This window comes from Phytopseudomonas argentinensis, from assembly GCF_900113905.1.
GTDB lineage: Bacteria > Pseudomonadota > Gammaproteobacteria > Pseudomonadales > Pseudomonadaceae > Aquipseudomonas > Aquipseudomonas argentinensis.
In genome coordinates this window covers 110,109-136,498 of the sequence record NZ_FORC01000005.1, presented here as the reverse complement: position 1 = coordinate 136,498, position 26,390 = coordinate 110,109, and the positions used below count along the sequence as shown (strand labels likewise).

Annotated in this window: 25 protein-coding genes; 16 read left to right on the top strand and 9 right to left on the bottom strand. The window is 63.1% G+C overall.

All coding sequences use genetic code 11. The annotated features are described in order from the left end of the window. Positions 1 to 267 precede the first annotated feature (267 nt). The 5 genes from BM154_RS21195 (at position 268) to BM154_RS21175 (ending at position 4,868) form a co-directional block, all read left to right on the top strand. The gene (locus tag BM154_RS21195) at positions 268 to 1,335 is read left to right on the top strand and encodes a DUF2333 family protein (protein WP_074889104.1); all 1,068 of its coding nucleotides are present in this window, start codon (positions 268 to 270) and stop codon (positions 1,333 to 1,335) included. A gap of 3 nt (positions 1,336 to 1,338) precedes the next feature. After that, positions 1,339 to 1,872, top strand: coding sequence for an NUDIX hydrolase (locus BM154_RS21190; protein ID WP_074889101.1), 534 nt, complete (start codon positions 1,339 to 1,341; stop codon positions 1,870 to 1,872). 107 nt (positions 1,873 to 1,979) lie between these two features. Next, positions 1,980 to 2,351, top strand: a complete 372-nt coding sequence (locus BM154_RS21185) for a translation initiation factor Sui1 (protein WP_074889098.1) — start codon at positions 1,980 to 1,982, stop codon at positions 2,349 to 2,351. A gap of 133 nt (positions 2,352 to 2,484) precedes the next feature. Further along, positions 2,485 to 4,398 (top strand): arginine decarboxylase, encoded by a 1,914-nt coding sequence (speA, locus tag BM154_RS21180; protein ID WP_074889095.1) that lies wholly within the window; start codon positions 2,485 to 2,487, stop codon positions 4,396 to 4,398. A 50-nt stretch (positions 4,399 to 4,448) separates the two neighbouring features. Beyond that, the gene (locus BM154_RS21175) at positions 4,449 to 4,868 is read left to right on the top strand and encodes a DUF4174 domain-containing protein (RefSeq protein ID WP_074889092.1); all 420 of its coding nucleotides are present in this window, start codon (positions 4,449 to 4,451) and stop codon (positions 4,866 to 4,868) included. A 78-nt stretch (positions 4,869 to 4,946) separates the two neighbouring features. Here BM154_RS21175 and BM154_RS21170 read toward each other — a convergent pair whose 3' ends face one another. After that, positions 4,947 to 5,657, bottom strand: a complete 711-nt coding sequence (locus BM154_RS21170) for an NrtR DNA-binding winged helix domain-containing protein (protein WP_074889089.1) — start codon at positions 5,655 to 5,657, stop codon at positions 4,947 to 4,949. 38 nt (positions 5,658 to 5,695) lie between these two features. Then, positions 5,696 to 6,274 carry an adenylyltransferase/cytidyltransferase family protein gene (locus BM154_RS21165; protein ID WP_074889086.1) on the bottom strand — a complete coding sequence of 193 codons (579 nt, stop codon included), beginning with the start codon at positions 6,272 to 6,274 and terminating at the stop codon, positions 5,696 to 5,698. A gap of 99 nt (positions 6,275 to 6,373) precedes the next feature. Between BM154_RS21165 and BM154_RS21160 the strand changes: the two genes are divergently transcribed. The 3 genes from BM154_RS21160 to nadE are packed head-to-tail and all read left to right on the top strand — an operon-like array spanning position 6,374 to position 9,073. Beyond that, on the top strand, positions 6,374 to 7,027 hold the full coding sequence (locus tag BM154_RS21160) for an isochorismatase family protein (RefSeq protein WP_074889083.1): 654 nt from the start codon (positions 6,374 to 6,376) through the stop codon (positions 7,025 to 7,027). Next, positions 7,020 to 8,225 carry a nicotinate phosphoribosyltransferase gene (pncB, locus tag BM154_RS21155; protein WP_074889081.1) on the top strand — a complete coding sequence of 402 codons (1,206 nt, stop codon included), beginning with the start codon at positions 7,020 to 7,022 and terminating at the stop codon, positions 8,223 to 8,225. The genes BM154_RS21160 and pncB overlap by 8 nt, the downstream gene beginning before the upstream one ends. A 20-nt stretch (positions 8,226 to 8,245) precedes the next feature. Then, positions 8,246 to 9,073, top strand: coding sequence for an ammonia-dependent NAD(+) synthetase (gene nadE, locus BM154_RS21150; protein ID WP_074889078.1), 828 nt, complete (start codon positions 8,246 to 8,248; stop codon positions 9,071 to 9,073). A 54-nt stretch (positions 9,074 to 9,127) separates the two neighbouring features. Here the strand turns inward: nadE and BM154_RS21145 are convergent, their stop codons facing one another. Then, positions 9,128 to 10,483: an MATE family efflux transporter gene (locus BM154_RS21145; RefSeq protein ID WP_074889075.1), complete on the bottom strand. Its 1,356-nt coding sequence runs from the start codon at positions 10,481 to 10,483 to the stop codon at positions 9,128 to 9,130. A 145-nt stretch (positions 10,484 to 10,628) separates the two neighbouring features. On the opposite strand from BM154_RS21145, the gene BM154_RS21140 reads away from it, so the two are divergent. The 3 genes from BM154_RS21140 (at position 10,629) to BM154_RS21130 (ending at position 14,616) form a co-directional block, all read left to right on the top strand. Beyond that, positions 10,629 to 11,132, top strand: coding sequence for an RNA polymerase sigma factor (locus BM154_RS21140; protein WP_074889072.1), 504 nt, complete (start codon positions 10,629 to 10,631; stop codon positions 11,130 to 11,132). After that, on the top strand, positions 11,129 to 12,076 hold the full coding sequence (locus BM154_RS21135) for a FecR family protein (RefSeq protein WP_083414626.1): 948 nt from the start codon (positions 11,129 to 11,131) through the stop codon (positions 12,074 to 12,076). The genes BM154_RS21140 and BM154_RS21135 overlap by 4 nt, the downstream gene beginning before the upstream one ends. Positions 12,077 to 12,210: 134 nt before the next feature. After that, on the top strand, positions 12,211 to 14,616 hold the full coding sequence (locus BM154_RS21130) for a TonB-dependent receptor (RefSeq protein ID WP_074889069.1): 2,406 nt from the start codon (positions 12,211 to 12,213) through the stop codon (positions 14,614 to 14,616). A 45-nt stretch (positions 14,617 to 14,661) separates the two neighbouring features. Here BM154_RS21130 and BM154_RS21125 read toward each other — a convergent pair whose 3' ends face one another. Continuing rightward, complete coding sequence (locus tag BM154_RS21125) at positions 14,662 to 16,836, bottom strand: TonB-dependent receptor family protein (RefSeq protein ID WP_074889066.1); 2,175 nt, start codon at positions 16,834 to 16,836, stop codon at positions 14,662 to 14,664. 301 nt (positions 16,837 to 17,137) lie between these two features. Between BM154_RS21125 and BM154_RS21120 the strand changes: the two genes are divergently transcribed. The 3 genes from BM154_RS21120 to BM154_RS21110 are packed head-to-tail and all read left to right on the top strand — an operon-like array spanning position 17,138 to position 19,736. Further along, the gene (locus BM154_RS21120; RefSeq protein ID WP_074889063.1) at positions 17,138 to 18,583 is read left to right on the top strand and encodes a cytochrome ubiquinol oxidase subunit I; all 1,446 of its coding nucleotides are present in this window, start codon (positions 17,138 to 17,140) and stop codon (positions 18,581 to 18,583) included. A 2-nt stretch (positions 18,584 to 18,585) separates the two neighbouring features. Further along, positions 18,586 to 19,593, top strand: a complete 1,008-nt coding sequence (gene cydB, locus BM154_RS21115) for a cytochrome d ubiquinol oxidase subunit II (RefSeq protein ID WP_074889060.1) — start codon at positions 18,586 to 18,588, stop codon at positions 19,591 to 19,593. Next, positions 19,593 to 19,736 (top strand): DUF2474 domain-containing protein, encoded by a 144-nt coding sequence (locus BM154_RS21110; RefSeq protein WP_074889056.1) that lies wholly within the window; start codon positions 19,593 to 19,595, stop codon positions 19,734 to 19,736. Before cydB ends, BM154_RS21110 begins: the two co-directional genes overlap by 1 nt. A gap of 126 nt (positions 19,737 to 19,862) precedes the next feature. Here the strand turns inward: BM154_RS21110 and BM154_RS24040 are convergent, their stop codons facing one another. The 3 genes from BM154_RS24040 to BM154_RS21095 form a co-directional block, all read right to left on the bottom strand. After that, a complete protein-coding gene (locus tag BM154_RS24040; protein WP_139225502.1) occupies positions 19,863 to 20,264 on the bottom strand; it encodes a hypothetical protein in 402 nt (133 codons plus the stop codon). A gap of 148 nt (positions 20,265 to 20,412) precedes the next feature. Then, entirely contained in the window at positions 20,413 to 21,201 is a 789-nt protein-coding gene (locus tag BM154_RS21105; RefSeq protein ID WP_074889053.1) for a transporter substrate-binding domain-containing protein, read from the bottom strand. A 581-nt stretch (positions 21,202 to 21,782) separates the two neighbouring features. Beyond that, positions 21,783 to 22,274: a hypothetical protein gene (locus BM154_RS21095; protein ID WP_074889048.1), complete on the bottom strand. Its 492-nt coding sequence runs from the start codon at positions 22,272 to 22,274 to the stop codon at positions 21,783 to 21,785. A gap of 632 nt (positions 22,275 to 22,906) precedes the next feature. On the opposite strand from BM154_RS21095, the gene BM154_RS21090 reads away from it, so the two are divergent. Further along, entirely contained in the window at positions 22,907 to 24,349 is a 1,443-nt protein-coding gene (locus tag BM154_RS21090; protein WP_074889046.1) for a TldD/PmbA family protein, read from the top strand. Then, positions 24,349 to 25,668, top strand: coding sequence for a TldD/PmbA family protein (locus BM154_RS21085; RefSeq protein ID WP_074889043.1), 1,320 nt, complete (start codon positions 24,349 to 24,351; stop codon positions 25,666 to 25,668). Before BM154_RS21090 ends, BM154_RS21085 begins: the two co-directional genes overlap by 1 nt. 147 nt (positions 25,669 to 25,815) lie before the next feature. Here the strand turns inward: BM154_RS21085 and BM154_RS21080 are convergent, their stop codons facing one another. Next, entirely contained in the window at positions 25,816 to 26,112 is a 297-nt protein-coding gene (locus BM154_RS21080) for a type II toxin-antitoxin system RelE/ParE family toxin (protein ID WP_074889040.1), read from the bottom strand. Further along, complete coding sequence (locus tag BM154_RS21075; protein WP_074889037.1) at positions 26,100 to 26,357, bottom strand: type II toxin-antitoxin system Phd/YefM family antitoxin; 258 nt, start codon at positions 26,355 to 26,357, stop codon at positions 26,100 to 26,102. The genes BM154_RS21080 and BM154_RS21075 overlap by 13 nt, the downstream gene beginning before the upstream one ends. Between the last annotated feature and the right edge of the window lie 33 nt (positions 26,358 to 26,390).

The window sequence follows — 26,390 nt, the reverse complement described above, 5'->3', positions numbered from 1 at the left end:
ATCACTGGGCCCGCATTTTGCCATTCCTGTAAAGCCAATGCTGTGAATCATCCCGCACCCTTGACCTTGGTAATGGCAGCTGGCCGCTAGCCGAGCGCGTTGCCATCTGTTACGTCGTGAACAGCTTGCCGCGCTGCGCGGCGAGACAGCCTTCCCTTATAGTGGCAGCCTAGCCTGTACCCAGGCCATGGCCGGCAAGTATTAGCGCAACCCTGCCATGGGCCTGTGGTCGAAGCCCTGTACGTCGCTGATCAAAGGATAATCGCCATGCTCGATTGGAAGAACCGCACCACCGGCACTGCCCATGCCGATGACGGTGCCAGCACCGGATCCCGCCGCCGTGTCGGCGGCCGGCTTGGCGGCCTGCTTGCCGCCTTGCTGGGTGTCTACCTGCTGGTGGCGCTGATCATTGGCTGGTACTGGAGCCAGGAACCGGACATGTTCCCGGTGCAGCAGCGCGTGCAGGCGGCGGCTGACAGCAGCCAACGCCAGGTGGTGAATGGTTACACCACGGTGGAAACCCTCAAGCAGGTGGCCAGTACCCTGCTCGACAAGCCGGGTGGCTTTCTTTCCAACGACCTGGCGCCGCCGGGCCTGTGGCTCGACAACATGCCAAGCTGGGAATACGGCGTGCTGGTGCAGGTGCGCGACTTCTCCCGTGCGCTGCGCAAGGACTTCGCCCGCTCGCAATCGCAATCCACCGAGGATGGCGACCTGGCCCGCGCCGAGCCGCGCTTCAACTTCGATCATCGCAGTTGGGCGCTGCCGGCCGCCGAGTCCGAGTACCGCGAAGGCATCAACTCCCTGGATCGCTATCTCGCTCGCCTGTCCGAGTCGGGGCAGGGCGGTGCACGCTTCTATACACGTGCTGATAACCTCAATAACTGGTTTGGCGATGTCGCCACCCGCCTGGGCTCGCTGTCCCAGCGCCTGTCGGCCAGCGTCGGCCAGGTACGCCTGAACACCGAGGTGACCGAGACCACCGAGCTGGCCGAAGGCCAGGTGCCGGAAGTGACCGAGCGCACCTACGAAACCCCGTGGCTGCAGATCGACAACGTGTTCTACGAGGCGCGCGGTCAGGCCTGGGCGCTGTCGCACCTGCTGCGCGCCATCGAGGTGGACTTCGCCGACGTGCTGGCCAAGAAGAACGCCACCGTCAGCGTGCGCCAGATCATCCGCGAGCTGGAGGCCGCCCAGGCCACCCTGTGGAGCCCGATGGTGCTCAATGGCAGCGGCTACGGCATCCTCGCCAATCACTCGCTGGTCATGGCCAACTACATTTCGCGGGCCAATGCCGCGGTGATCGACCTGCGCCAGCTGCTCTCCCAGGGTTGATCGATGGCCGTTGCCGAAGCCGAGGTGGCGCACCGCGCCGCCTCGGATGCCGAGCTGATCGCCTGGGTCGACGAGCACGACACCGTGCTGGGCGCCTTGCCCCGTGCCGAACTGCGCAGTCGCGGCCTGATCGGTCGCGGCACCTTTATCCTGCTGTTCAATGCTGCCGGTGAGTTGTGCGTGCATCGGCGCACCCTGAGCAAGGCGGTGTATCCCGGTTACTGGGATATCGCCGCAGGCGGCATGGTGGCGGCCGGTGAAACGTATGGGCAGTCCGCCAAACGCGAGCTGGCCGAAGAACTGGGCATCCGCGATGCCGTGCTACGTGCTCACGGCCGGTTCTTTTTCGATCAGCCGGAGAATCGCATCTGGTGCGCGGTGTTCTCGGCGGTGTCCGATGCGCCGTTGATCCTGCAGCCCGAAGAAGTGCTCGAGGCGCGCTTCATGACGCTCGAAGATGCGCAGCTCGACACACGACGCAGACCCTACTGCCCGGACTCGCTGCTGGCCCTCGAACACTACCTCGCCAATCGATGAACCTGGCGGAGTCGCCAATCCATCAGGGGTTGGCGCATTTCGCTTCTTAGCATCGCCGGCCTTTGTCGTTACACTGCGCCGCTCCCATCCACTGAGGAAAAAACGCGGTGGCCAAGAAAGCCTCTTCATTCGCCGGCCTCGGTGGCCTGGTGTTTTCCACGGACGCGGGCCGGCACTGCCCGGACTGCTCGCAGCCGGTGGACGCCTGCAGCTGTTCGCACACGGTGATTCCCGAGGGCGACGGCATTGCCCGGGTGCGCCGCGAAACCAAGGGCCGTGGCGGCAAGACGGTGACCACCATCAGCGGCGTGCAGCTGGCCGAGGAGCCGCTCAAGGAACTGGCCTCAGCGCTGAAGAAGCGCTGTGGTTGCGGCGGCTCGCTCAAGGATGGCGTCATCGAGATCCAGGGCGAGCATGTCGAACTGCTGCTCGCCGAACTGCTCAAGCGCGGTTTCAAGGCCAAGAAATCCGGTGGCTGAACGCCGCCACCCGTGACGCTCTAAACTTACTCACTGCTTGGCCAGTCCATTGCCGAGCAATCGTCATTTCCAGGCTCTATGCTCGCTCGACCGTTTTCGACAGCATCAGCCCATCCGCTACAGGGGAACCTCGATGGCCGCACGACGCACACGCAAGGACGATGGAAGCCAATGGACCGTAGGCGACAGCCGCAGTGTCTATGGCATCCGTCATTGGGGCGCCGGTTATTTCTCGATCAACGACGCCGGCCGCGTCGAAGTGCGCCCCAATGGGCCGGACAGCACGCCCATCGACCTCTATGAGCAGGTCGACGAGCTGCGTCAGAGCGGCCTGTCGCTGCCGCTCTTGGTGCGTTTCCCGGACATCCTGCAGGATCGCGTGCGCAAGCTGACCGGCGCCTTCGACGCCAGCATCGCGCGCCTGGAATACAACAACCGCTACACCGCGCTGTACCCGATCAAGGTCAACCAGCAGGAAGCGGTGGTGGAGAACATCATCGCCACCGAGAACGTCTCCATCGGCCTGGAAGCCGGCTCCAAGCCCGAGCTGCTGGCCGTGCTGGCGCTGGCGCCGAAGGGCGGCACCATCGTCTGCAACGGCTACAAGGACCGCGAGTTCATCCGCCTGGCGCTGATGGGCCAGAAGCTCGGCCATAACGTGTTCATCGTCATCGAGAAGGAATCGGAAGTTTCCCTGGTGATCGAGGAGGCCGCCGAACTCAAGGTGGCGCCGCAGATCGGTCTGCGCGTGCGCCTGTCGTCCCTGGCGTCGAGCAAGTGGGCCGACACCGGCGGCGAGAAGTCCAAGTTCGGCCTGTCCGCGGCGCAGCTGTTGTCGGTGGTCGAGCGCTTCCGCAAGGCCGGGCTCGATCAGGGCATCCGCCTGCTGCACTTCCATATGGGCTCGCAGATCGCCAACATTGCCGACTACCGCAAGGGCTTTCGTGAGGCCATCCGTTATTACGGTGAGCTGCGCGCTCTCGGTTTGCCGGTCGACCATATCGACGTCGGCGGCGGCCTGGGCGTGGACTACGACGGCACCCATTCGCGCAACGCCAGCTCGATCAACTACGACATGGAAGACTACGCCGACGCGGTGGTCGACATGCTCAAGGAATTCTGCGACCGCCAGGAAATCCCCCACCCGCACATCTTCTCGGAAAGTGGCCGGGCGATGACCGCGCACCACGCCGTGCTGCTGGTGCAGGTCACCGACGTCGAGCGCCACAACGACGAGGTGCCGGAAATCGACCGCAGCATCGAGCAGCCCGAAGTGCTGCAGGTGCTGATCGACCTGCTCGACGACAGCGACCCGGAAATGGTCGCCGAAACCTACTGGCGCGCCACCCACTATGTCAGTGAGGCCGCCGGGCAATATTCGGCCGGCAAGCTCGACCTGCCGCAGAAGGCCCTGGCCGAGCAGTGCTACTTCTCGATCTGCCGCCGTCTGTACAACCAGCTCAAGGCGCGCCAGCGTTCCCATCGCCAGGTGCTCGACGAGCTCAACGACAAGCTGGCCGACAAGTACATCTGCAACTTCTCGGTGTTCCAGAGCCTGCCGGACACCTGGGCGATCGGGCAGATCCTGCCGATCCTGCCGCTCAACCGCCTGGAAGAAGAACCACTGCGCCGCGCCGTGCTGCAGGACCTGACCTGCGACTCGGATGGCAAGATCAACCAGTACGTCGACGAGCAGTCCATCGAGACCAGCCTGCCGGTGCATGAGCTGCGCGACGGTGAAGACTACGTGCTGGGCATCTTCCTGGTCGGTGCCTATCAGGAAATTCTTGGCGACATGCACAACCTGTTCGGTGACACCGACTCGGTGAACATCTACCAGAACGCCGATGGCAGCATCTACCACGCCGGTATCGAGACCCACGACACCATCGAGGACATGCTGCGCTATGTGCACCTTTCGCCCGAGGAGTTGATGACTCACTACCGTGACAAGGTGGCCAGTGCGCGCATCACTGCCCGTGAGCGTACCCAGTTCCTCGACGCCCTGCGTCTGGGCCTGACCCGCTCTTCGTACCTGTCTTACTGAGGGCATCCGCATCGCTGATGGCGGGCGCGATCCCGCCGGGGAGAGAGGCCATGAAGTGTTTCGCGACCGTGCTGCTGTTGGCTCTGCCGCTGCTGGCCCAGGCCAGTGACGATCCGCTGCAGGCCGAGCGCTGGAAGACTCGCCCGCTGATCGTGCTCGCCGCCAGTGCCAGTGATCCCTTGTTGGCGCGGGTGCAGGCTGCCTTGCAGGAACCTGCCAGCCGCGAGGCGTTCGTCGAACGTGACATGGTGCTCTACACCGTGATCGGCCAGCAGGGGCAGCGCAACGGGCAGCCCCTGGAGGCCATTGCCACCAAGCGCCTGCTGCTGGCGCTGGATGCCGGCAATGCCCGGCCCCAGGTGATTCTGGTTGGCAAGGATGGCGGCAAGAAGATCCAGCAGGGCGCCGATGCCGATCTGCAGGCCATCTTCCAGACCATCGACCGCATGCCCATGCGCCAGAGCGAGTGATCCGGGTGCCTGACATGGATCAATGACCTTCGCGGGTCTTGATCCTATGGAGCAGGCCGGGCGGCGCAACTCGATACCTCAGGCGCTGGTACGATCCGCCAGCAGGCTGCGGTCGAACACGAACACACCCTCGGCCTGCTCGGTCAGCTCCCACAGTTGCTGGGGGCGGCCCATTTTCGGGAAGTTCTTCTCGCCGGTATCGCGGATCCAGCCGGCTTCCTTCATCTTTTCCAGGCGCTTGCGCAGCGAGGTGTTGTTGATCGTCGTGCCCAGGCAGGCCTGGGCGGCGTTCAGGGCATCGAGCACGGTGAAGCGCGGCGGTGCCAAGTACAGCGGCAGGCTGGTGTAGACGGATTTGCCGGCCAGCCGCTCGACGCCCAGGCGCACCAGTTGTCGGTGATCGAAGGGCAGGGTGAGGCGCCCGTCCAGCACTTCTTCGAGCGGTGCGAAACGCAGGCCCTCATCGGCGGTTTCCGTATCCGGTGCCAGCAGGGCCAGGTAATAGGTGCTCATCGACCAGCCACGCGGGTCGCGTTCGGCACTGCCTTCGGTGCCGACTTGCTCCAGATGCCTTGGCAGCACCTGTGCCTTGTCGCGCAGCACTCGATGGGCGGCGGCTTCCAGATTGGTGTCGCGGGTGCTGCCGTTGACGATCACTCCCGGCAGCGCCCACTGGCCCATGAACGGCTCGCGCTCGCGGCGGTGCAGCAGCACATGCAACTGGCGGCTCTCGGCTTCCATGCGCAAGGCGATCAGATCCACGCTTGCCAAGACTTCAACAGAGCTCACATCGCCCTCCTTACAGGTGGTTGAAACGGGTCGACGTTTTAAACGCCCTGATAGATCGTCATATCGGCCTGAATCTCTGGCAACTGCCAGGCCTCGGGGACTGCTTGCCCGGCGGCGATCATCGCCCGAATCGCGCTGCTGTGCACGGTCATCTCCTCGTCTGCCACCACCAACCCGAACTGTTCGCGTAGCTCGGCGGCGCGGTGGAAGGTCGCCAGCCGGGTGAGGTTGTCTTCGCCGATCACCAGCGCCAGGCGCTCGGCCGGTAGCGCGGTCTGTTCGGCCAGCCGGCTGAGCAGGTTATAGCTGTAGATCACCCGGCCATCGGCGCCGAGCTCGCGCTCCAGGTTGCAGCAGCGTACCCGCTCGCCGAAGCGCGCGGCCAGGCGCTCGACCCAGGCACAGCGCAGGTCGAAGTCGGCCATGCGCTTGCCATCGGCGTGCCGGTAACTGGGCACCACCAGCACCTGCTCGCAGCTATCGAGTACGCGGCGGATCACGCTGGCGTGCCCGGCATGGGGTGGGTCGAAGGCGCCGCCATAGATGGCCAGCGCGAAATGCTGCGGCGTTGGCTGGTCATGGCCTGCCGCGAAGCACTGCAGCGGTGAAGGCAGCATGGTGAATCTCCTTGCAAAGGGGAGTTGACATACATAATACACCTGGTGGAATATGTGTCCAGCCCGCAGTGATGCGGCCCCAGCAACAGGAGGTGTCAGATGAAGATCGCCACGTTCGATGTCGATGCGCAAAAAGGCTTCACCCGCCTGTGCCCCGATGAATTGCCGGTGGCTGGCGGCCATGAAATCGCCGCGCCGCTCAACGACATGGCGCGGCGCGGCACCCTGCGTCTGGGCAGCAAGGACGCCCACGCCCCCAACGCCCTATGGGTGGTCGACAGCCACGCCAAGATGCTCCAGCCCCTGAGCCATGCCAACGCCGACCTTACCTGGGTCAGCCACTGCGTGCCGGGCACCCCGGGCTTCGAGCTGCTCGATGAGCTGCCGTCGCCAATCGACTATGACTTCTTTGTCTGGAAGGGTGTCGAACCCGATCTGCACCCCTACGGCGCCTGCTTCCACGATCTGGCCGGCAAGCGCAGCACGGGCGTCATTGAATACTTGCAGGTGGCTGGTGTGCGGGCCGTGGTGGTCGGCGGCCTGGCCCTCGACTTCTGCGTGAAGAACACCGCGCTGCAATTGCGCAGCGCCGGCCTTGAGGTGTTGCTGTATCTTCCGGCGTGCCGGGCCATTTCCGAAACCGGCGCGACGCAAGCCATCGATCAGATGCGCGCGCAGGGCATCATCATCTGCGCCGATAGCGGAGCGCTCGACAACGAGTTGGCCCGCCTCGAGGAGAGTGACCATGAGTGAGAGCGTATTCGCCCCCAACATCATCCAGAATCTGCTGGACACCGATTTCTACAAGCTGACCATGATGCAGGCGGTGCTGCACAACTACCCCAACGCCGAAGTGGAATGGGAGTTTCGCTGCCGCAGCAACGAGGACCTGACGCCGTACCTGGCGGAGATCCGCTATCAGATCGAGCAACTGGTCAACACCTCGATCACCCCGGACCAGCTGGCCTACCTGGAGAAGATCCCCTTCATCAAGCCGGACTTCATCCGCTTCCTCAGCCTGTTCCGCTTCAACATGCGTTACGTGCACGTTGGCACCGACGATGCCGGCCAGCTGGCGATCCGCGTGCGTGGCCCATGGCTGCACGTGATCCTCTACGAGATCCCGCTACTGGCGATCATCTCCGAGGTGCGCAACCGCTATCGTTACCGCGAGGTGGTGATCGAACAGGTGCGTGAGCAGCTGTACCGCAAGCTCGACTGGCTCAAGGGCGAAGCCACCGCCGATGAACTTGCGGGTTTCCAAGTCGCCGATTTCGGCACTCGCCGGCGCTTTTCCTACCGTGTGCAGGAAGAGGTGGTGAACATTCTCAAGCACGATTTCCCGGGGCGCTTCGTCGGCACCAGCAACGTGCACCTGGCCCGTGAGCTGGAACTGCGGCCGCTGGGCACCATGGCCCACGAGTGGTTCATGGCCCACCAGCAGCTCGGCCCGCGGCTGATCGACAGCCAGAAGGCCGCGCTGGAGTGTTGGGTCAAGGAATACCGCGGTCTGCTGGGCATCGCCCTGACCGACACGGTCGGCATGGACAGCTTCCTCGGCGACTTCGATCTATATTTCGCCAAGCTGTTCGACGGCCTGCGCCACGATTCCGGCGACCCGCTGGCCTGGGCCGAGAAAGCCATCGCCCACTACGAGACGCTGGGCATCGATCCGATGAGCAAGACCCTGGTGTTCTCCGATGGTCTGACGCTGCCCAAGGCACTTGAACTGTACCGCGCGCTGCATGATCGCATTCATGTGAGCTTTGGTATCGGCACCAACCTGACCTGCGACATCCCGGGTGTCGAGCCGATGAACATCGTCATCAAGATGATCGACTGCAACGGCCAGCCGGTGGCGAAGATCTCCGATACGCCGGGCAAGACCCAGTGCCGGGATCCGAACTTCGTGACCTACCTGAAACACGTTTTTCGCCTCGAAGCCAACTGACGCGAACCAAGGGAGACACCATGAGCAATCGACAAGCTGAAATCGCCAACGCCCTGGGCGTAATCGCGCCGTTCACCTCGGATGCCGACGTGGACGCCGAGATCGCCAAGCGCATCGCCTTTATCAAGGACACCCTGATCGCCTCGCGCACCAAGGCGCTGGTGCTCGGCATCAGCGGCGGCGTCGACTCCACGGCAGCCGGCCGCCTGGCCCAGCTGGCTGTCGAGCAACTGCGCGGCGAGCAGCAGGATCAGGACTACCGCTTTATCGCCATCCGCCTGCCGCACAAGGTGCAGCACGACGAATCCGACGCCCAGGCCGCGCTGGCCTTCATCGCTGCAGACGAGGTGCAGACCATCGACATCGCCCCAGCCGTTTCCGGCCTGGCCAAGCAGGTCGGCGAACTGGACGAGCTGACTTCGGCGCGCCGCGACTTCGTGCTCGGCAACACCAAGGCGCGCATGCGCATGCTGGCCCAGTACACCGTGGCCAACGCGCGCAACGGCCTGGTGATCGGCACCGACCACGCCGCCGAGGCGGTGATGGGCTTCTTCACCAAGTTCGGTGACGGCGCCTGCGACCTGGCGCCGCTCAGCGGTCTGGTCAAGGGCCAGGTGCGGCGCATCGCCGAGCGCCTCGGCGCACCGACCGCGGTGTTTTCCAAGGTGCCGACCGCCGACCTCGAAGACGAACGCCCGGGCATCCCCGACGAGCAGGTGCACGGCGTCAGCTACGAAGACATCGACGCCTTCCTGCAGGGCAGGCCGGTCAGCGACACCGCTTACCAGACCATAGTGCAGACCTACGACAAGACCCAGCACAAGCGCGAATTGCCGCTGGCACCTTGATCGCTAGTGCGACGAAAAAGCCCGCGATTCAGCGGGCTTTTTTGTGGGCGGGCGCTAGTGGGGGGCTTGTCCGCTGGGCGCCGCCAACCACTGATCATGGCGCGCCAGCTGCCAGGCCAGGGCGCCGAGAGTCAGACCGCGCAGTGCCATGAAGGTCAGAAAGGCGATCCAAAGGCCATGGTTGCCGAAGCCCTGCAGTGCCGCCGCGACTGGCAGGCCTATGGCCAGGGCGACGAACATGGCGTTGCGCATCTCGCGAGCGCGGGTGGCGCCGATAAACAGGCCGTCGAGCAGGTAGCTCCATACCGCGAATAGCGGCAGCAGGGCGAGATAGGGCAGGTAGTGACCGGCGGTTTCGCGCACCGCGGCGATGCTCGTCTGCAGGTTGACGAACAAGTGACCGCCCACTGCGAAGGCCGCGGCGAACAGCAGGCTGGCCAGTAGCGACCAGATGCCCGCGACGATCAGGCTGCGCCTGAGTGCCAGGCGATCCCGCGCGCCGATGGCATGGCCGTACAGCGCTTCGACCGCATGGGCCAGGCCATCCAGTGCATAGGCGGTGATCAGCAGGCCGTTGAGCAGCAAGGCGTTGGCTGCCACAGTGGCGTCGCCCAGCCGCGCGCCCTGGATGGTGATCAGCAGGAACACTGCCTGCAACGCCAGGGAGCGCAGGAAAATGTCGCGGTTCACCGCCAGCAGCGCGCGCCAGCTCTGCCACTGGGCCATCGCCGCCCAGCGGGTGTTGCCGGGGTGGCGACGCAGGGCGCGACGCGCTAGCGCCAGGCCGACCAGCAAACCGCCCCATTCGGCCAGTACCGCCGCGCGGGCGGCGCCCACCACTTCCCAGTGCAAACCGAGCACGAACCACAGCGACAGCAGAATGTTCAGTAGGTTGGTGACCAGCAGCATCACCAGCGGCGCCCGGGCATTCTGGGCGCCGAGCAGCCAGCCGATCAGCGCGTAGTTGGCCAGGGCTGCGGGCAGGCCGAGCAGGCGCGTGTGCAGAAAATCGCGGGTCAGGCCGTCGAGTTCGGCCGACGGGTTCATCAACCCCAGCGCCAATCCGCTGAAGGGTATCGCCAGGGCGCCGAGCACCAGTGCCAGCAGTGCCGCGAGCAGCAGGCCCTGTACCAGCACCTGGCGTAGCGCGCCGCCGTCACCGCGGCCGCAAGCCTGGGCGGCGAAACCGGTGGTGCCCATGCGCAGAAAACCGAGTACGCCGACGATCAGGATGTACAGGCTGCTGCCCACCGCCACGGCGCCCAATTGATGTGCATGGGGCAGGTGGCCGACCACCGCGGTATCGACCAGCGCCACCAGGGGTACGGACAGGTTGGACAGGATCATCGGCGCTGCCAGCGCCCAGACCTTGCGGTGGGTTGGCGCGTGGCGCCAGGCATCACGGAACATGGGCAACTCCCTGCAGGATGCGCAGTATAAGGGCGTTACCCCCGCCACGCGCATAGCGGTAGGAGATGGCTGCCCGTCGCATCGCATTGAAAATTGTTCGCAGCGGATATATGTTCGCAACCCTTTCCCTGCACGAGATCGCCGAGTGCGCCCGCCCCGCGATAGCGACGCCCAAGATGGCCAGTTCCAGCGCCACGCCGGTGAGCTGCTGCGTTTCCTGACGCGGCAGGTCAAGTGCAGCGAGCTGGCGGCCGACCTGTGCCAGGAAACCTGGCTGCGCTTCCAGCGCCGCGGCGCCGATGAGGTGGGCAACCTGCGGGCCTTCCTGTATCGCATTGCCCGCAATCTGGTCATCGATCACCGCCGCCAGCAGCAGGCGCGGCCGATGGAGGAAGACGTTTCGGTCGAGCTGGCCTCCGAATTGCCCGGCCCCGAGCAGATCGTAGGCGATGTGCAGCAGCTCGGCCGGTTGCAGGCCATTCTTCAGGATTTGCCGCCGCACTTGCGCCAGGCGCTGTTGTGGAACCGCCTGGACGGCCTGACACAAAAGGAGATCGGCCAGCGCCTCGGGGTTTCCGAAAGCATGGCCGGGCGCTATATCCTCAAGGCCCTCGAACACTGCCAGCAGAAAATGGATTTGATGCCGTGACCACCGACTCATCGCTTCTCGCCCAGGCCCGGGAATGGCAGGTGCTGCTGCATTCCGGCCGTGCTACGGCAGCCGACCATCTGGCCGCCAAGGCCTGGCGCGAGCGCTCGCCGGCCCATGAGCAGGCTGCCGGTGAAGTAGATCGACTGTGGGCGTTGCTCGGCCAGGTAGAGCACCCCGTGGCCGTACCGCCCGGCAACCTGGCAAGCTTGCCGCCCCCGCGCCGACGTCATTGCGTGCGCTGGGCTGTACCGCTGGCCAGTGCCGCGCTGTTGCTGCTGGCCCTGTGGCTGCCCCAGGGCGCCTGGCTGGGCTGGTACGCCGATGTGGCGACGGCTCCGGGCGAAGTGCGCTCCGTCGAACTGGATGACGGCTCTATCCTCACCCTCAATGGCGCCACGGCGCTGGACTGGACGCTAAGCGAAGGGCGCCGCACGGTGCGCCTGTACCGCGGCGAGGTGGACCTGCAGGTCGCCAAGGACTCCAGCCGGCCATTTATCGTCGAGGCGGGGCCGGCGCGCATTCGGGTGACCGGCACCCGTTTCGATGTCGACTACGATGGTCGCGATGTGGTGCTGGCGGTAACCGAAGGGCAGGTGCAGGCCAGCGATGCGGTGAGCCAGCCCCTTGCTGTCAGCGCCAATCAGCAGGTGCATTGGCGTGCTGACCGTATACAGCAGGTGCAGCCACTCGACGCTCGTCAGCAACTGGCCTGGCAGCGCGGCAAGCTGGTGTTTCGCGCGCAACCGCTGAGCGAGGTATTTGCCGCGCTGGAGCGCAGCCAGCGCCAGCGGGTGATCTTTCTCGATGACAGCGTGCGCGAGCTGAAGGTTACCGGCGTGTTCGCCCATGACGACCCCCAGGCCGTGCTACGCGCCATCGAGAGCGCGCTGCCGGTACGCCTGGTGCGCCTGCCCGGGTTGCTGCTGGTCAGTCGAGCCTGAGCCGGGGCTGGGCCATGTGCGGGTATCCTGGAAAATAATCAGGTTAGCGGTTCAGAAATCTGCGGGTGCTTCGTCTTCCTCTCTGCAAATGCGACTTCTTCGCATGACCTTACGCAGAATACAGGAAACCCAGCATGCGCCTGACGCGTACCTCTCTCTGGCAAGCCATCGCCACCGCCCACCTGCTGCTCGCCACCAGCAGCGCTTCGGCCCTGGAGTTCGACCTCCCGGCCCAGCCGCTCGACGCCGCGCTGACCGATTTCGCCGAGCAGGCCAATGTGCGCCTGCTCTACGATGCCAGCCTGACCCCCGGTGAACGCCAGGCGCCGGCGCTCAAGGGCGACTACTCGGTGGACGAAGGCCTGCAGCGGCTGTTGCAGGGCAGCGGGCTGAGTTACCTGATCGGCGCCGACGGCACGGTCAGCCTGGTGCCCCTGAGCAGCGACGCCAATTCGCTGCAACTCGATGCCACCACCGTCAGCGGCCAGGCCGAGGGGCGTCTCGATCTGCCGGTCGAATACGCCGGTGGCCAGGTCGCCCGCGGCGCGCGGATCGGCATGCTGGGCAATCAGGATATGCAGGATGTGCCGTTCAGCTTCAGCAGCTATACCTCCGACCTGATCAAGAACCGCCAGGCGCAGAGCCTGGGTGACGTCCTCAACAGCGACTCGGCGGTGCGGCAGTCCTATGGCTTCGGCAATTTTTCGCAAGTGTTCGTGATTCGTGGTTTCCAGCTGTATAGCGATGACATTGCCTTCAATGGCCTGTACGGCATCCTGCCGCGGCAGATCATTTCCGCCGAGTCGGTGGAGCGGGTCGAAGTGTTCAAGGGCGCCAATGCCTTTCTCAATGGTTTTGCGCCCGGAGGCAGCGGCATCGGCGGGGCGATCAACGTCGTGTCCAAGCGCGCCGAGGACACCCCTACCCGCAGCCTTACCCTGGACTACGGCAGCGACAGTCGGGTCGGTACGCATCTCGACCTGGGTCAGCGGTTCGGCGAGGACAATCGTTTCGGTGTTCGCGTCAACCTTGCAAAGCGTGAAGGCGAGAGCGCCATCGACAACGAAAACAAGCACTTCACCCTGGCGGCAGTCGGCCTCGACTACCAGGGTGACAAGTTGCGGGTCTCGACCGACTTCGGCTACCAGAAGCAGCGGGTCAACGATGGGCGTTCTCCCGTGTACCTGGATCTCGATTCCCGTACCACCTTGCTGACGGGCAAGGTACCGAAAGTGCCGGACGCGAAGGCCAACTATGCACAGCCCTGGAGTTGGTCGCAGCTGGAGGATACCTATGCGATGGTCAATGCCGAGTATGACCTGAGCGAAAACTGGACCGCTTACCTGGCGGCAGGGGGCAAGTACACCCGTGAGAACGGCATCTATGGATCGACCTATGTCTACGCCATGGACGGCTCCTCCCGGATAGGCCGGTTGTACTCGCCGCTCGACCAGGAGACCCGCAGCGCCCTGGCGGGCGTGCGGGGCAGCTTGAGCACCGGCCCGGTGAGCCATCAGCTCAACCTGGCGGTTAACGGCCTGTGGACCGAAAAGAAGAACGCCTTCGAGTCCACGGCAGCCGGTAGCCGCCGATTCGGCAATCTCTATGATCCGGTAGTCGTTGCCGAGCCGGTTGCCACTACCCGTGCGGGCGATATCCATGATCCGGATACCACGGCCAAGGTGCAGAACCGCAGCCTGGCCGTATCCGACACGCTGGGGTTTTTCGACGACAGTGTGCTGCTGACCCTGGGGGTTCGCCGGCAGTCGATTGGCTCGGATGCCTGGAGTGCCGCAAACCGCTCCCGTACAGCCAACTATCAGGAAAGCATCACCACGCCGGCCTATGGGCTGGTGGTCAAACCCACCGAGTACCTGTCGTTGTACGCCAACCGCATCGAGTCGTTGCAGCAAGGGCAGACGGCTCCGTCTACTGCGAATAATCGCAATGAGGTGTTCGCACCCTATCGAGCCAAGCAGACCGAGGCTGGCATGAAGTTGGATTGGGGCCTCTACGGTGGAAGCCTCGGTGTCTATCGCATCGAGTTGCCTCAGGGCGTGTTGGGGGGCGATGGCAATTACCGGGTGGATGCACAGCAGCGTAACCAAGGCGTCGAATTGAGCGTATTTGGTGAGCCCATGCCGGGCCTGCGCATATTGGCAGGAGGCACCTGGATCGACTCTGAATTGAGCGGTGGCGTCAGTGGCACCGATGGGAACCGCGCTGTGGGGGTGCCCGAGTTCCAGTTCAACCTGAGTGCGGATTGGGAGGTTCCGGGTGTTCCCGGTCTGGCCCTCAATGGCCTGCTGCTGCGTACCGGTGGGCAGTTCTACGACTCGGCCAACAATTACAGCATCCCCGCCTGGACGCGGGTCGATCTTGGCGCTCGCTATGCCTTCAAGGTCGAGCAACGCGGCGTGACGCTACGTGCAGGGGTTGAGAACGTCGCGGGCAAAGACTATTGGGCCTCCACCAACGGCGGCTACCTGACCCAGGGCGAGCCACGTACCCTGAAGGTTTCGGCCACCCTGGACTTTTGATCACCCCCTCTCAAGCGGCCCAGGCTACTGGGCAGGGCACCGGGCTCAATTAAAGCTGTACGACACGCCCACGAAGGCCCCGAAGCCTTCGCCCGGCGTTGAGCGGGCGACATCGGCGCCCTTGTCGTCATAGCCCGGCGTGACGGTGGCGGCGTAGCGCTTGTCGGTCAGGTTGCGCAGGTCCAGCCAGGCCTGCCAATCGTCTTTCGGTGAGACGTAGCCCAGGGTCGCGCCGAAGATCGCATAGGCATCGGCGTAGTAGGAATTGGCGTAATCCGCCGCGACCCTGGAGGCGTACTGGGTATTGAGCCCGGCGTAGAAACCACTCGGGTGGTCGTAGCGCAGTTCGGCCTGGTAATAGTGGCGGGGCAGCCCGGGCAGACGGTTGTCGCCGAAGGCATCGTCGTCGCGGTAGTGGAAGTCGCTGAAGGTGTAGGCCTGGCGCAAGGCCAGGGCGCCGGCACCGCCGCCGTTCCACAGCGGGCTGTCGAGGCCCAGCTCGATGCCCTGGTGGATGGTGGGACTGGCGTTGGCCTCGGAGAACACGTTGCTCTCGACCGGCACAGTCAGCAATTCATGGCGCACCAGCGAGTAGTAGTAGGCCACATCCCACTGGCCCAAGGCGGAGTCACCACGGCCGCCGACTTCGAAGGTGGTGGCGGTCTGGTTATCCAGGGAGATCGGCGCGCGCTGGCGGGCACTGTACGGCTGGTTGCTGGTCGGGAAACGCAGCGGCGAACTCCAGAGCATCGACCAGGCGTGGGGCGGCTCCACCGAACGGCTGATATTGCCATACAGCTGAACGTCCGGGTTGAGCTGGTAGCGCAGGCCGATACGCGGCGCGTAATCCCAGCTGTGTTCGCTGAGCTTGTCGTCGGTGGCCGGCCAGGTCACCTCTACCTCACGACGGGTATAGATCAGCGCCAGGCCGCTGGTCAGCCACAGGTCGGGGGCCAGTTCGGTTTCGTTGCCGATATGCAGCACGTTGTCCGAACCCAGGTGCTCGTAGGCGCGCATCAGGGTACCGGCGGGGTAGGTTGCTGTCGGGCCGCCGTTCGCGCCGACGCTGATCGGCAGCGCGGCATTTTCCTTCGACTTGCTGCTCGGCAGGTTGGTGGTGCTGCGAAAGCCCAGGGTGGTGGTGCTGTCGAGCCCGAACAGGCTGTGGCGACGGGTGTAGTCCAGGGTGCCGCTGACATCGCTGTAGTCCACGCGCACCCGGTAGGTGTTGCCGTTGGGCGAGCTGTTTTCGACGATATCCATCGGGTAGTGGTGATAGGCCAGGCCGGCCACCAGGGTAGAGTCGTCATCGATCTGCCAGGTGGTCTTGTTGGCCAGCCAGGTGCTGCCGGGTTGGTCGCGGTGAGCATCGATACGCAGATTATTGGCGGCGGCCGCCCGTGGATCGTGCTCGATCTGTGCCTTGGTCAGGCGGCCCGGTACTTCGTGCGCGGTCTCCCGATAACGCAGGTAGAAGCGTGTCTCCAGGTTTTCGTTGAGGCGATAGCCGACGTTGGCGGCGACGCCCTGGCCTTTGCCAGACGAGTGATCCTGATAACCGTCGTAACGGCTGTCGGTGACATTGATGTAGTAATCGAAGTCGCCCAGCACCTGGCCGGAGCTGATGCTGCGCTTCTGGTAACCGTGGCTGCCGGCCTCATAGCGCAGTTGCAACTTGTCGGCATCACGGCCGGTACGGGTGATGTAGTCGATGGCGCCACCCAGGGCCAGCGAGCCCTTGTCGAACCCGTTGGCGCCGCGCAGCACCTCGGCGCGGCTGATCCACAAGGGCTCGAGCAGCTCGTAGGGCGTGCCGCCCGAGCCGGTCAGCGGCAGGCCGTCGAGCATGATGTGGTTGCCGCTGGCGTGGGAGCCGGTGCCGCGGTTGATGCCCGAGCCACGGATGGCGATCTTGATGCCCTCGTTGCCTGGTGACTGTGCATACACGCCCGGCTGGTAGGCCAGTACATCGGCGTTGCCGGCCACGCGGCCCTGCTTGACGCGCTGCATGTCCACCAGATTGCTGCCGCCGGGTACCCGCTCCAGTTGCTCTTCGGCCGCCTGCTGCTCGCTCAGTGCCTGCTCGGTGATCTGCACGCCTTCGAGCTGCAGGCTGCCCGTCGCGGTCTCGGCATGGGCGACAGGCAGCGTCGCGCAACCCAGCAGGCTGGCAGCCAGCAGGTGACGGGGGCGCAGGGCGAATGGGGGCAGGCAAGGCATTGCGGTGGTTCTCCGTGGGGCCGGGTGTTGGATCGCGCGGGGTAGGACGGCGCCCGCACGCGCCAGGCCACTTCTGCCCTTCGTCCGACAGCGCGCACCATACCCCGTGCCGTGCAACCAAGTCACAACGCCACAGCGACAGCCTGTCGCGCGGCAACCGGCCACGCTGGTAAGTGGCGCAGCGAGGCGTAATCTTGAGTTGATCATTTGATCCAGATCAAAGCGCCTTTCGCTTTGGCTGTCTGCGGCAATACTCACGACAAGAAATAGATAACCGAAAATCTGATCGAGGGGCACGTCCATGTTCGGCCTAGAGGCTTTGGATCTTGCGCGCATCCAGTTCGCCTTCACCATTTCCTTTCACATCATCTTTCCTGCCATCACCATCGGCCTGGCCAGTTACCTGGCGGTGCTGGAGGGCCTGTGGCTGAAGACCGGGCAGACGGTGTACCGCGACCTTTACCACTTCTGGGTAAAGATCTTCGCGGTCAACTTCGGCATGGGCGTGGTTTCCGGCCTGGTGATGGCCTACCAGTTCGGCACCAACTGGAGCGCCTTCTCGGATTTCGCCGGTTCGGTCACCGGGCCGTTGCTGGCCTACGAAGTACTCACCGCGTTCTTCCTCGAGGCGGGCTTTCTCGGCGTGATGCTGTTCGGCTGGAACCGCGTGGGCCCGGGCCTGCATTTCTTCTCGACGGTGATGGTGGCGGTCGGCACGCTGATCTCGACCTTCTGGATTCTCGCCTCCAACAGCTGGATGCAGACGCCCCAGGGTTTCGAGATCGTCGATGGCCGGGTGATTCCGGTGGACTGGTTCGCGGTGGTGTTCAACCCGTCGTTCCCCTATCGCCTGGCCCATATGGCCACCGCCGCGTTCCTGGCTACCGCGTTCTTCGTCGGCGCCTCGGCAGCCTGGCACCTGCTGCGCGGTCGCGACACCCCGGCGATGCGCAAGATGTTCTCCATGGCGCTGTGGATGGCCCTGCTGGTCGCACCGATCCAGGCGGTGATCGGCGACTTCCACGGCCTTAACACGCTCAAGCATCAACCGGCGAAGATCGCCGCCATCGAAGGCCACTGGGACAACAGCTCCGGTGAGCCGACGCCGCTGATCCTGTTCGGCTGGCCGGACATGGAGCGCGAGGAAACGCGCTTCAAGGTCGAGGTACCGTACCTGGGCAGCCTGATCCTCACCCATAGCCTGGACAAGCAGGTGCCAGCGCTCAAGGAGTTCGCCAAGGAGGACCGGCCCAACTCGACCATCGTGTTCTGGTCGTTCCGGGTGATGGTCGCCATGGGCCTGCTGATGATCCTCGCCGGCGTGTGGAGCTTGTGGCTGCGCTGGCGCGGCAGCCTCTACCGGTCGCGCCCGTTCCTGTACTTCTGCCTGTGGATGGGCCCGTCCGGGCTGATCGCCATCCTCGCCGGCTGGTTCACCACCGAGATCGGTCGCCAGCCGTGGGTGGTCTACGGGCTGATGCGCACAGCCGATGGCGTGTCGGCTCACAGCGCCGCGCAACTGGGCCTGACCCTGGTGCTGTTCGTGGTGGTGTACTTCGCGGTGTTCGGCGCCGGCTTTGGCTACCTGATGCGCCTGGTGCGCAAGGGGCCGGTCACCGGTGAAGGCGATCATCAGCATGAAGGTGGTCCAGGCACCCAGCACACACCCGCGCGGCCGCTGTCGGCCGCCAAAGAGGGCACCGACGACAGTGACCACGGCAGTGAACATGCCGAAGGGAGGGCATGACCATGGGTATCGATCTGTCAGTCATCTGGGCGGTGATCATCGTCTTCGGGGTGATGATGTACGTGATCATGGACGGCTTCGATCTGGGCATCGGCATTCTCTTCCCGTTCGTGCCCGACAAGGGCGAGCGCGACGTGATGATGAACACCGTGGCACCCGTGTGGGACGGCAACGAGACCTGGCTGGTGCTCGGCGGCGCCGGGCTGTTCGCGGCCTTTCCGCTGGCCTACTCGGTGGTGCTCAGCGCCCTTTATCTGCCACTGATGTTCATGCTGCTGGGCCTGGTGTTTCGCGGCGTGGCCTTCGAGTTTCGCTTCAAGGCCAAGGACCACAAGCGGCATATCTGGGACAAGGCCTTTATCGGCGGCTCGGTCGCCGCGACCTTCTTCCAGGGCGTGGCGCTGGGCGCCTTTATCGAGGGCATCCCGGTCGAGGGCCGGGCGTTCTCCGGTGGTTCGCTGGACTGGCTGGCGCCGTTCCCGCTGTTCAGCGGCCTGGGGCTGATCGCCGCCTACGCGCTGCTTGGCTGCACCTGGCTGATCATGAAGACCGAAGGCCGCCTGCAAAAGCAGATGCATGACCTGGCCCGGCCACTGGCTCTCGCGCTGCTGGCGGTGATCGGCGTCGTCAGCCTGTGGACGCCGCTTTCCCAGCCGGGCATCGCCGAGCGTTGGTTCACGCTGCCCAATCTGTTGTGGTTCGCCCCGGTACCCATTCTGGTGCTGGCGAGCTTCTTCTACCTGCTGCGTTCGGTGGCCAACTACGACAACAGCAAGCCGTTCGTGCTGACCCTGGTGCTGATCTTTCTCGGCTACAGCGGCCTGGGCATCAGCCTGTGGCCGAACATCGTGCCCGGCTCACTGACCATCTGGCAGGCCGCCGCGCCGCCGCAGAGCCAGGGCTTCGCGCTGGTCGGCGCGCTGCTGATCATCCCGATCATCCTTGTCTACACCGCCTGGAGCTACTACGTGTTCCGCGGCAAGGTCACGCCGGATCAGGGGTACCACTGATGGAAAAATCGACCGAGAAGAAACCCCTCTGGCAACGCATCGCCTGGCTGGCCGGCATCTGGACGGTCAGCGTGCTGAGCCTGGGGCTGCTGTCTTATCTGTTGCGGCTTTTCATGAATGCGGCGGGATTGAGTACGCCGTAGGAGCCATTGCCGACGTGTAGGGTGGATCGGGGGGCGTAGCTGGCGCTTTACCCATCCACCATGGCTTTGCATGTTGCGAATGGTGGACAAGCTTCGCGTTGCCCATCCTGCTGCCTGGAAGCGATCTCAATCATCTGAGCAAGCATATTGAGACACTTCCACACCGATGCCGATCTGAGCGGCAAGTTTTATAAACGCGGATGGGAAGTGAAAGGATTGGGTGACGCTTCCTTCTTGAAAAGAGAGCCCGAAATCCAGGGTAGAGTGCTGCACTCCAGGCGTCGCAACTAATAGTGCGAGTGCCGATGCATGTGTTTTGAGATAGTTTGTCGCCTCGGCTAGCTGTCGTGGGAATTCGTCGAAATCTGCTTCGCTCGCGGCAAAATTTGCCCCGCTATCCCGGTGAGTTTTCCCTTTGAGCAGCCGTGGTTCGCCTTTTTTCCACATTAGGTAAGGCTGCACGGTGCAGGTAGAAAGCGCCGTTTCAATATCCAGAGACTCGCCGGATATTCTCAAAATGCAACTCATAAAGTGTGAGGGCCTTAAGCGGAGCTGATAGCTGGCTGGATTGCGTCACCGCGGATTCGATTAGGAGTTCGCAGTGACACATTGCTGAAGCTTGTAACGATCAACCTTAGGGTGGATGACGCTTCATCCATCCACCAGTCGTGTGTCTTTACTGCCCCGGCACCGCCAGCCAGTGACCAAGCGTCTTCTGGTAAGCGCCGGTGGCCTTGCTCAGGTGCAGCCACTGATCGACATAGCTTTTCCAGGCCATATCGTCGCGGGGTAGCAGGTAGGCCTTCTCACTATATTGCATGTAGTTCTTCGGGTTGACGGCGCACAGGCCGGGCATGCGTTTCTGCTGGTAAAGGGCCTCGGACGTGTCGGTGATCATCACGTCGGCGCGCTTATCCAGCAGTTCCTGGAAGATGGTCTTGTTGTCGTGGAAGTTCAGCTGAGCCTTTGGCAGGTGGGCCCGCGCAAAGGCCTCGTTGGTGCCGCCGGCTGGCTCGATCAGGCGCACCTCTGGCCTGTTGATCTGCTCGACGGTCTGGTAACGCGACACATCTTCGCAGCGCACCAGCGGAATCTTGCCGTCGACATCCAGCATGCTGCTGAAAAAGGCCTTCTTCTGGCGTTCCAGCGTCACGGAAATGCCGCCCATACCGATATCGCACTTGCCCGCCACCATATCCGGCATCAGGGTTTTCCAGGTGGTCGGCACCCACTGCACCTTCACCCCAAGGCTCTGCGCGAGGGATTGGGCCATCTCGATATCGATGCCTTCGTACTCGCCGTCCTGACGCAGGAAGGTGTAGGGTTTGTAATCGCCGGTGGTGCACACCGCCAGCTGTCCCTTCTCCAGCACCTTGTCCAGGTGCGACGGCGTTTCCTGAGCCTGGGCAAAACCCGACAGGCCGATAAGCAGGGCGGTGATGGCGCTGATTTTTAGATTTTTCATGGTGGGGAGACTCGCGGTTGACGGCGGGGTAAAGGCGAACGGACAAGGTAAGGACAAGAGCGGGGCTGGGGCAAGGCTTGGGTTAGGGGAGGTGATGGTAGTTTTAGTGCTGATCCGGTGCTTCTAATGCGGTGGACAAGCTTCGCGTTGTCCATCCTACCTGCGATCCCGAGTCCCTCATGTAAGTATCAGGTGCATATGGCAAAGTTCTCTACCCTTAAGCTTGAAGTTCTTGCATCCGGAAAATCTGCAAAGCCCTTCTGAGAACCCAGCATGTGCCAGTATCGCTAAAAACTGCTTTCTAGATTGGACTTCGTTGTCTGTTGGCTGGGCGCCTGAAAAATACTTCATGGCAAATACTATAGAGGGGTACTGCTCTGGCGTTGACTCCACGTACCACTTTTGTCCGCAAGATGTACATTCGTATGATGCAGTGGAATAATTGAGTTCCGGTGAGAATGTGCTGTCATCTGGCGTTTGGAAGTGGCTCGAAAATAGCTTTGCTCCTAGGAAATTAAAGTCTCGGTCGTGAGCGTGTGTTAGTTCTATAACAGCATCGTGGTATTGGTTGCATTGGCACATTATTTTTGAGTGTCCGACGGCGACATAAGCTGAGGTTGGTCGGTGATCTCTAAATCTAACCGACCACGCCCGTAATAGTTAAGAAAATCTCGCATCGTAGGTGTGATCTCCTCTTGAGCAGCAATGCGCCAAAACTTCTTCTCGCCCAGCATAGGCGTGAAGCGCTTAATTATTTCTTGGGCTGTATTGTGGTGCGATTTTCGTAGCAGGGATCTGAAAAACTCTTCCATCTCTTTTCGAGGAAGCTGTGCTGCTTGTGTGAGCTTTAATGCGAGCAGAAAGTTTGTAGGCCAGAGTTCGCTAATGAAAGCAATGCGCTCCTCTACGCTAAGCGATATTAGCCACTTTCTTAAGTTCGACTCGATTTGGTTCGTTCCCGTTAGTTTGGCAAGCTGCTCATGTGTGAACGCCGTTGTCTTCATAATAATATTTAACTTGCGTCTGCTTAAGTGTGCTCTAAGTAGTCCCGCTGCCCTCAGGATGATTTCCATGAGACTCAAATAATACTAAAGCTGCTTTTGCCAGCGAGAGCAATTCTCTCCAGGCGAGCATGGTATCGGGTGTGGGCGGTGGCCGCATTGGATCAGGAGTAGAGTCAGCAATTATATGCCAAGCAATATCGAACTCTCTGATGCGTTGGCGCTCTGCCTCGGTAAAGACGGGGTCTGGGTAAGTCTCATTGATTGATGTGGTCTGCCAGTCTGGCCAGTAATTTATTACTGCACCCGGTCTAAATTGCTCTTGAGCTTTAGGGCAGGATACGAAATGGAAGTACTCCATTATACGATTTCGTATCCGTTGTTGAATTACATGGTTTGATGGTTCTGTGCTTGGTTGCATGATCCGCCTAAAAAATTAGATATCAAGTCTTACATGGCTGTCTCGCTGGCTTTGGCGAATGAAATTCCAATTTTCATACAGGTTCGCACTAAAGCTAGACCCAGCGGCGCTGTCGTGGAGCTATATACCACTTGGGGGCAATGGGATGTTGCTAGGTTACGCTGGAATCAGATTCTTTGAGGCCCAGGTCTGCCATATGCAGGCCTTTGAATCATGACCCGCAGTTGATCCTCCATCACCTTGTTCCCATACTCCCCTTCATCACCACCCAAAGGCCCCTGCAATGTTCGCCATCAGCGAAACCCTAGAACGCCGATTCGCCGCTCTGCATTCCACCGCCGATTTCTGGTCGCTGCGCCATGTGCGGGAAAGCACCGAGCGCTATTGGGTGCGGCGCAATGTGGCGCGGGCACCGTCGTTTGCGGACGATGCGGGCGCCATGCTCAGTGTGCGTGTCGCTGGTGTGGAGGCTTATGCGGCGACCAGCGATCTCAGTCAGGCCGGCTTGCAGGCGGCGCTCGACAAGGCCGAGGCGCTGGCGCGGCAGTTGGCGGGGCGTAATTTGCTCGATCTGCATGAGCTGCCCGTGCCCCATGAGCAGGCCGATGACGTGATGCCTGGCTACCAGCGTACGCTGGCCAGCCCGGCGCACTGGTACGAGCTGCTGGCGGCGGAGTCGGCGCGGGTGCCGCGCGATGAGCGGTTGGTGGACTGGTACGCCGGGCTGACCTTTACCGCCACCGAACAGATCTACCTGAACAGCGTCGGCGCCCGTTTGCGCCGCGCTCAGCATTACGTCTTCCCGCAACTGGGCGTTACTGCCAGTGATGGTGCCGACAGCCAGAGCCGCAGCTTTGGCGGCACCCACCTGGCGCGCCAGGGCGGCGCTGAGGTGATCGATGAGCTGGGTGTGGTCGGCACCGCCAGCCGTATCGCCGACGAGGCGCTGCAATTGCTGCTGGCGCCCAATACGCCGAGTGGCCATCGTGATCTGCTGCTGATGCCGGACCAGATGATCCTGCAGATCCACGAGTCCATCGGCCATCCCCTGGAGCTCGATCGCATCCTTGGTGACGAGCGCAATTTCGCCGGCACCAGCTTTATCCGCCAGGAGGATTTCGGCAGCTACCAGTACGGCTCGTCGCTGCTCAACGTGACTTTCGACCCGACGGTATCTGGAGAGCTGGCCAGCTATCGGCATGACGACGACGGCACCCCGGCGCAGCGCGAATACCTGATCCGCGAGGGCGTCCTGCAACGGCCGCTTGGCAGTGCGCTGTCACAGTGGCGCAGCGGGCTGGAGGGCGTGGCCAACAGCCGTGCCTGCAGTTGGAACCGACCGACCCTGGACCGCATGGCCAATCTCAACGTCGAGCCCGGCACGCAGCGCCTGGAGCAACTGATCGGCGGCATCGAGCGGGGCATCTTGATGAGCAACAACCGCTCCTGGTCGATCGATGACGCGCGCAACAAATTCCAGTTCGGCTGCGAGTGGGGCCGCCTGATCGAAAACGGCGAGCTCAAGGGTGTGGTGAAGAACCCCAACTACCGCGGCATCTCCGCGCAGTTCTGGCGCAACCTCAAGGCGGTGGGCGACGCCAGTACCTTCGAGATGCTGGGCACGCCGTATTGCGGCAAGGGCGAGCCGAACCAGGTGATCCGCGTCGGGCACGCCACGCCGGCGTGCGTGTTCGCCGATGTCGACGTATTTGGAGGGGCAGCCTGATGAACGCACGTCAGCATTTCGAGGCGCTGCTCGCGCACCTGAACGCCGGGCTGCAGGCCGGCGAGGGCTTTACCCTGGAATACCAGGCCGAGGCCTCGGACTTTATCCGTTTCAACCACGCCCGCGTGCGCCAGGCCGGCCAGGTGCAGCAGGTGTACGCCACCCTGGCGCTGTACCAGGGCGAGCGGCATGGCGATTTCGAACTGGCCCTGAGCGGGGTGATCGATGACGACCTGCCGCGTCTTGACCAGGCGCTGCAGCGCCTGCGCGCGGTATTGCCGACGCTCGCCGACGACCCCTATCTGCGCCTGAACCGCGAAGCCTGGCGTAGCGAAACCGCGGCGGGCGAAGCGGCCCAGCACAGTGAGGCCGCCATCGCGCAGATCACTGAGGCGGCTGCCGGGCTGGACCTGGTCGGCTTCTACGCTGCCGGGCCGCAATACCAGGGTTTCGCCAGCTCCTGGGGTGCCTTCGGCTGGCATGCAGCGAGCAGCTTCAATTTCGAATTCAGCCTGTTCCACGAGAATGGCCAGGCGGTGAAAAGCAGCTACGCCGGCAAGCGATGGGACGCTCAGTCCTTTGCCCGCAAGCTGGCCTTCGCCCGCGAGCAACTGGAACACCTGGGCAAACCCGCCCATGCGTTGAAGCCGGGGGCTTATCGCGCCTACCTGACGCCTGCGGCGCTGGAAGAGTTGTTCGGGCTGTTTGCTTGGGGCTTTTCCGCCGAAGCGCTGGCCACCGGTGGCAGCCCGCTGCAACGGCTGTTCGCCGGCGGCGCCAGCCTGAGCGACAAGGTGACGCTGGATGAACGCATCGAAGGCGGCCTGGCGCCGGCCTTTACCCGCGAAGGGCCGCGCCAGCCGCTACGCCTGGTCAGCCAGGGCAAACCGGGCGAGCGCCTGGTCAGTTCGCGCAGCGCCGCCGAACACGGTCTGATCGCCAACGGCGCGGGCAGCGGTGAATACCCATTCTCCCTGCAACTGCACGGCGGTGAGCTGGAGGAGAGCGAGATCCTGCAGCGCCTCGGCACCGGGCTGTATATCGGCAACCTGTGGTACGCCAACTTCTCCGACCTGCCGGCCGGGCGCCTGACCGGCATGACCCGCTTCGCCACCTTCTGGGTCGAGGACGGTCGCATCCAGGCGCCGGTGGACACCATGCGCTTCGACGATTCGCTGTTCGACTTCCTCGGCCCCAATCTGGAAGCCCTGACCCGCGAGCCGGAGCTGCTGCTGCCCAGCGGCACCTACGGCGCCCGACAGACCGGTTCGATGGCGCTGCCGGGCGCGCTGCTTTCGAGGTTCACGCTGACGTTGTAGGGAACAGATTCCTGGGTATCGCTGCGCTCAACCGCAGGCTACGGGTGACACTGGTAGCCCGGTGTTGAGCGCAGCGATACCCGGGCAAAGGCTAGCCGCGTGTGCTGACCAACACCCGTCCATGATTTGCCGTTACCACAATCAGGCTCACTTGAGCATATGAGCGCGTAGCGCCCGTTCTTCTCGCATGACGTGAATGATGAAGACCGTGGTATCCGAAGCGCGGTAGAAAACCCGGCAGGGCGGGACGACGACTTCGCGATACACCGAGTTTGGTAGCTCCTCCGGGACGCGGCCTGACAGAGGGAACTCCGCCAAACGCCAGACCGCTTCAACCACCTTCCTGACCAGCGTGCGAGCCGCATCGGGTTTGTCGAGGGCGATGTATTGTGCCAGATCGTCGAGTTGTTCGAGAGCGGGATTGGTCCAGACTATTTCAGCCATTTGCCCAGCCGTTCCTTGGCCTGTTCATGGCTGACGGTATCGCCCTCGATCACGGCCCGCTCGCCGCGCGCCAGGGCATCTAGAAGCGCGAGGCGCTTCTGCATGAACTGGTAGTCATCGACATCCACCAGATAAGCCGAGGGCATGCCGTGCTCGGTGATCAGCACGGGCTCCTTGGATTCATGAAGATCGGCAAGGATCCTGGTGGCCTGTCGCTTCAGGTTGGTGACCAACTCGACTTTCATGATGGGGCTCTGTGCGTGAATGAAAGTATCACT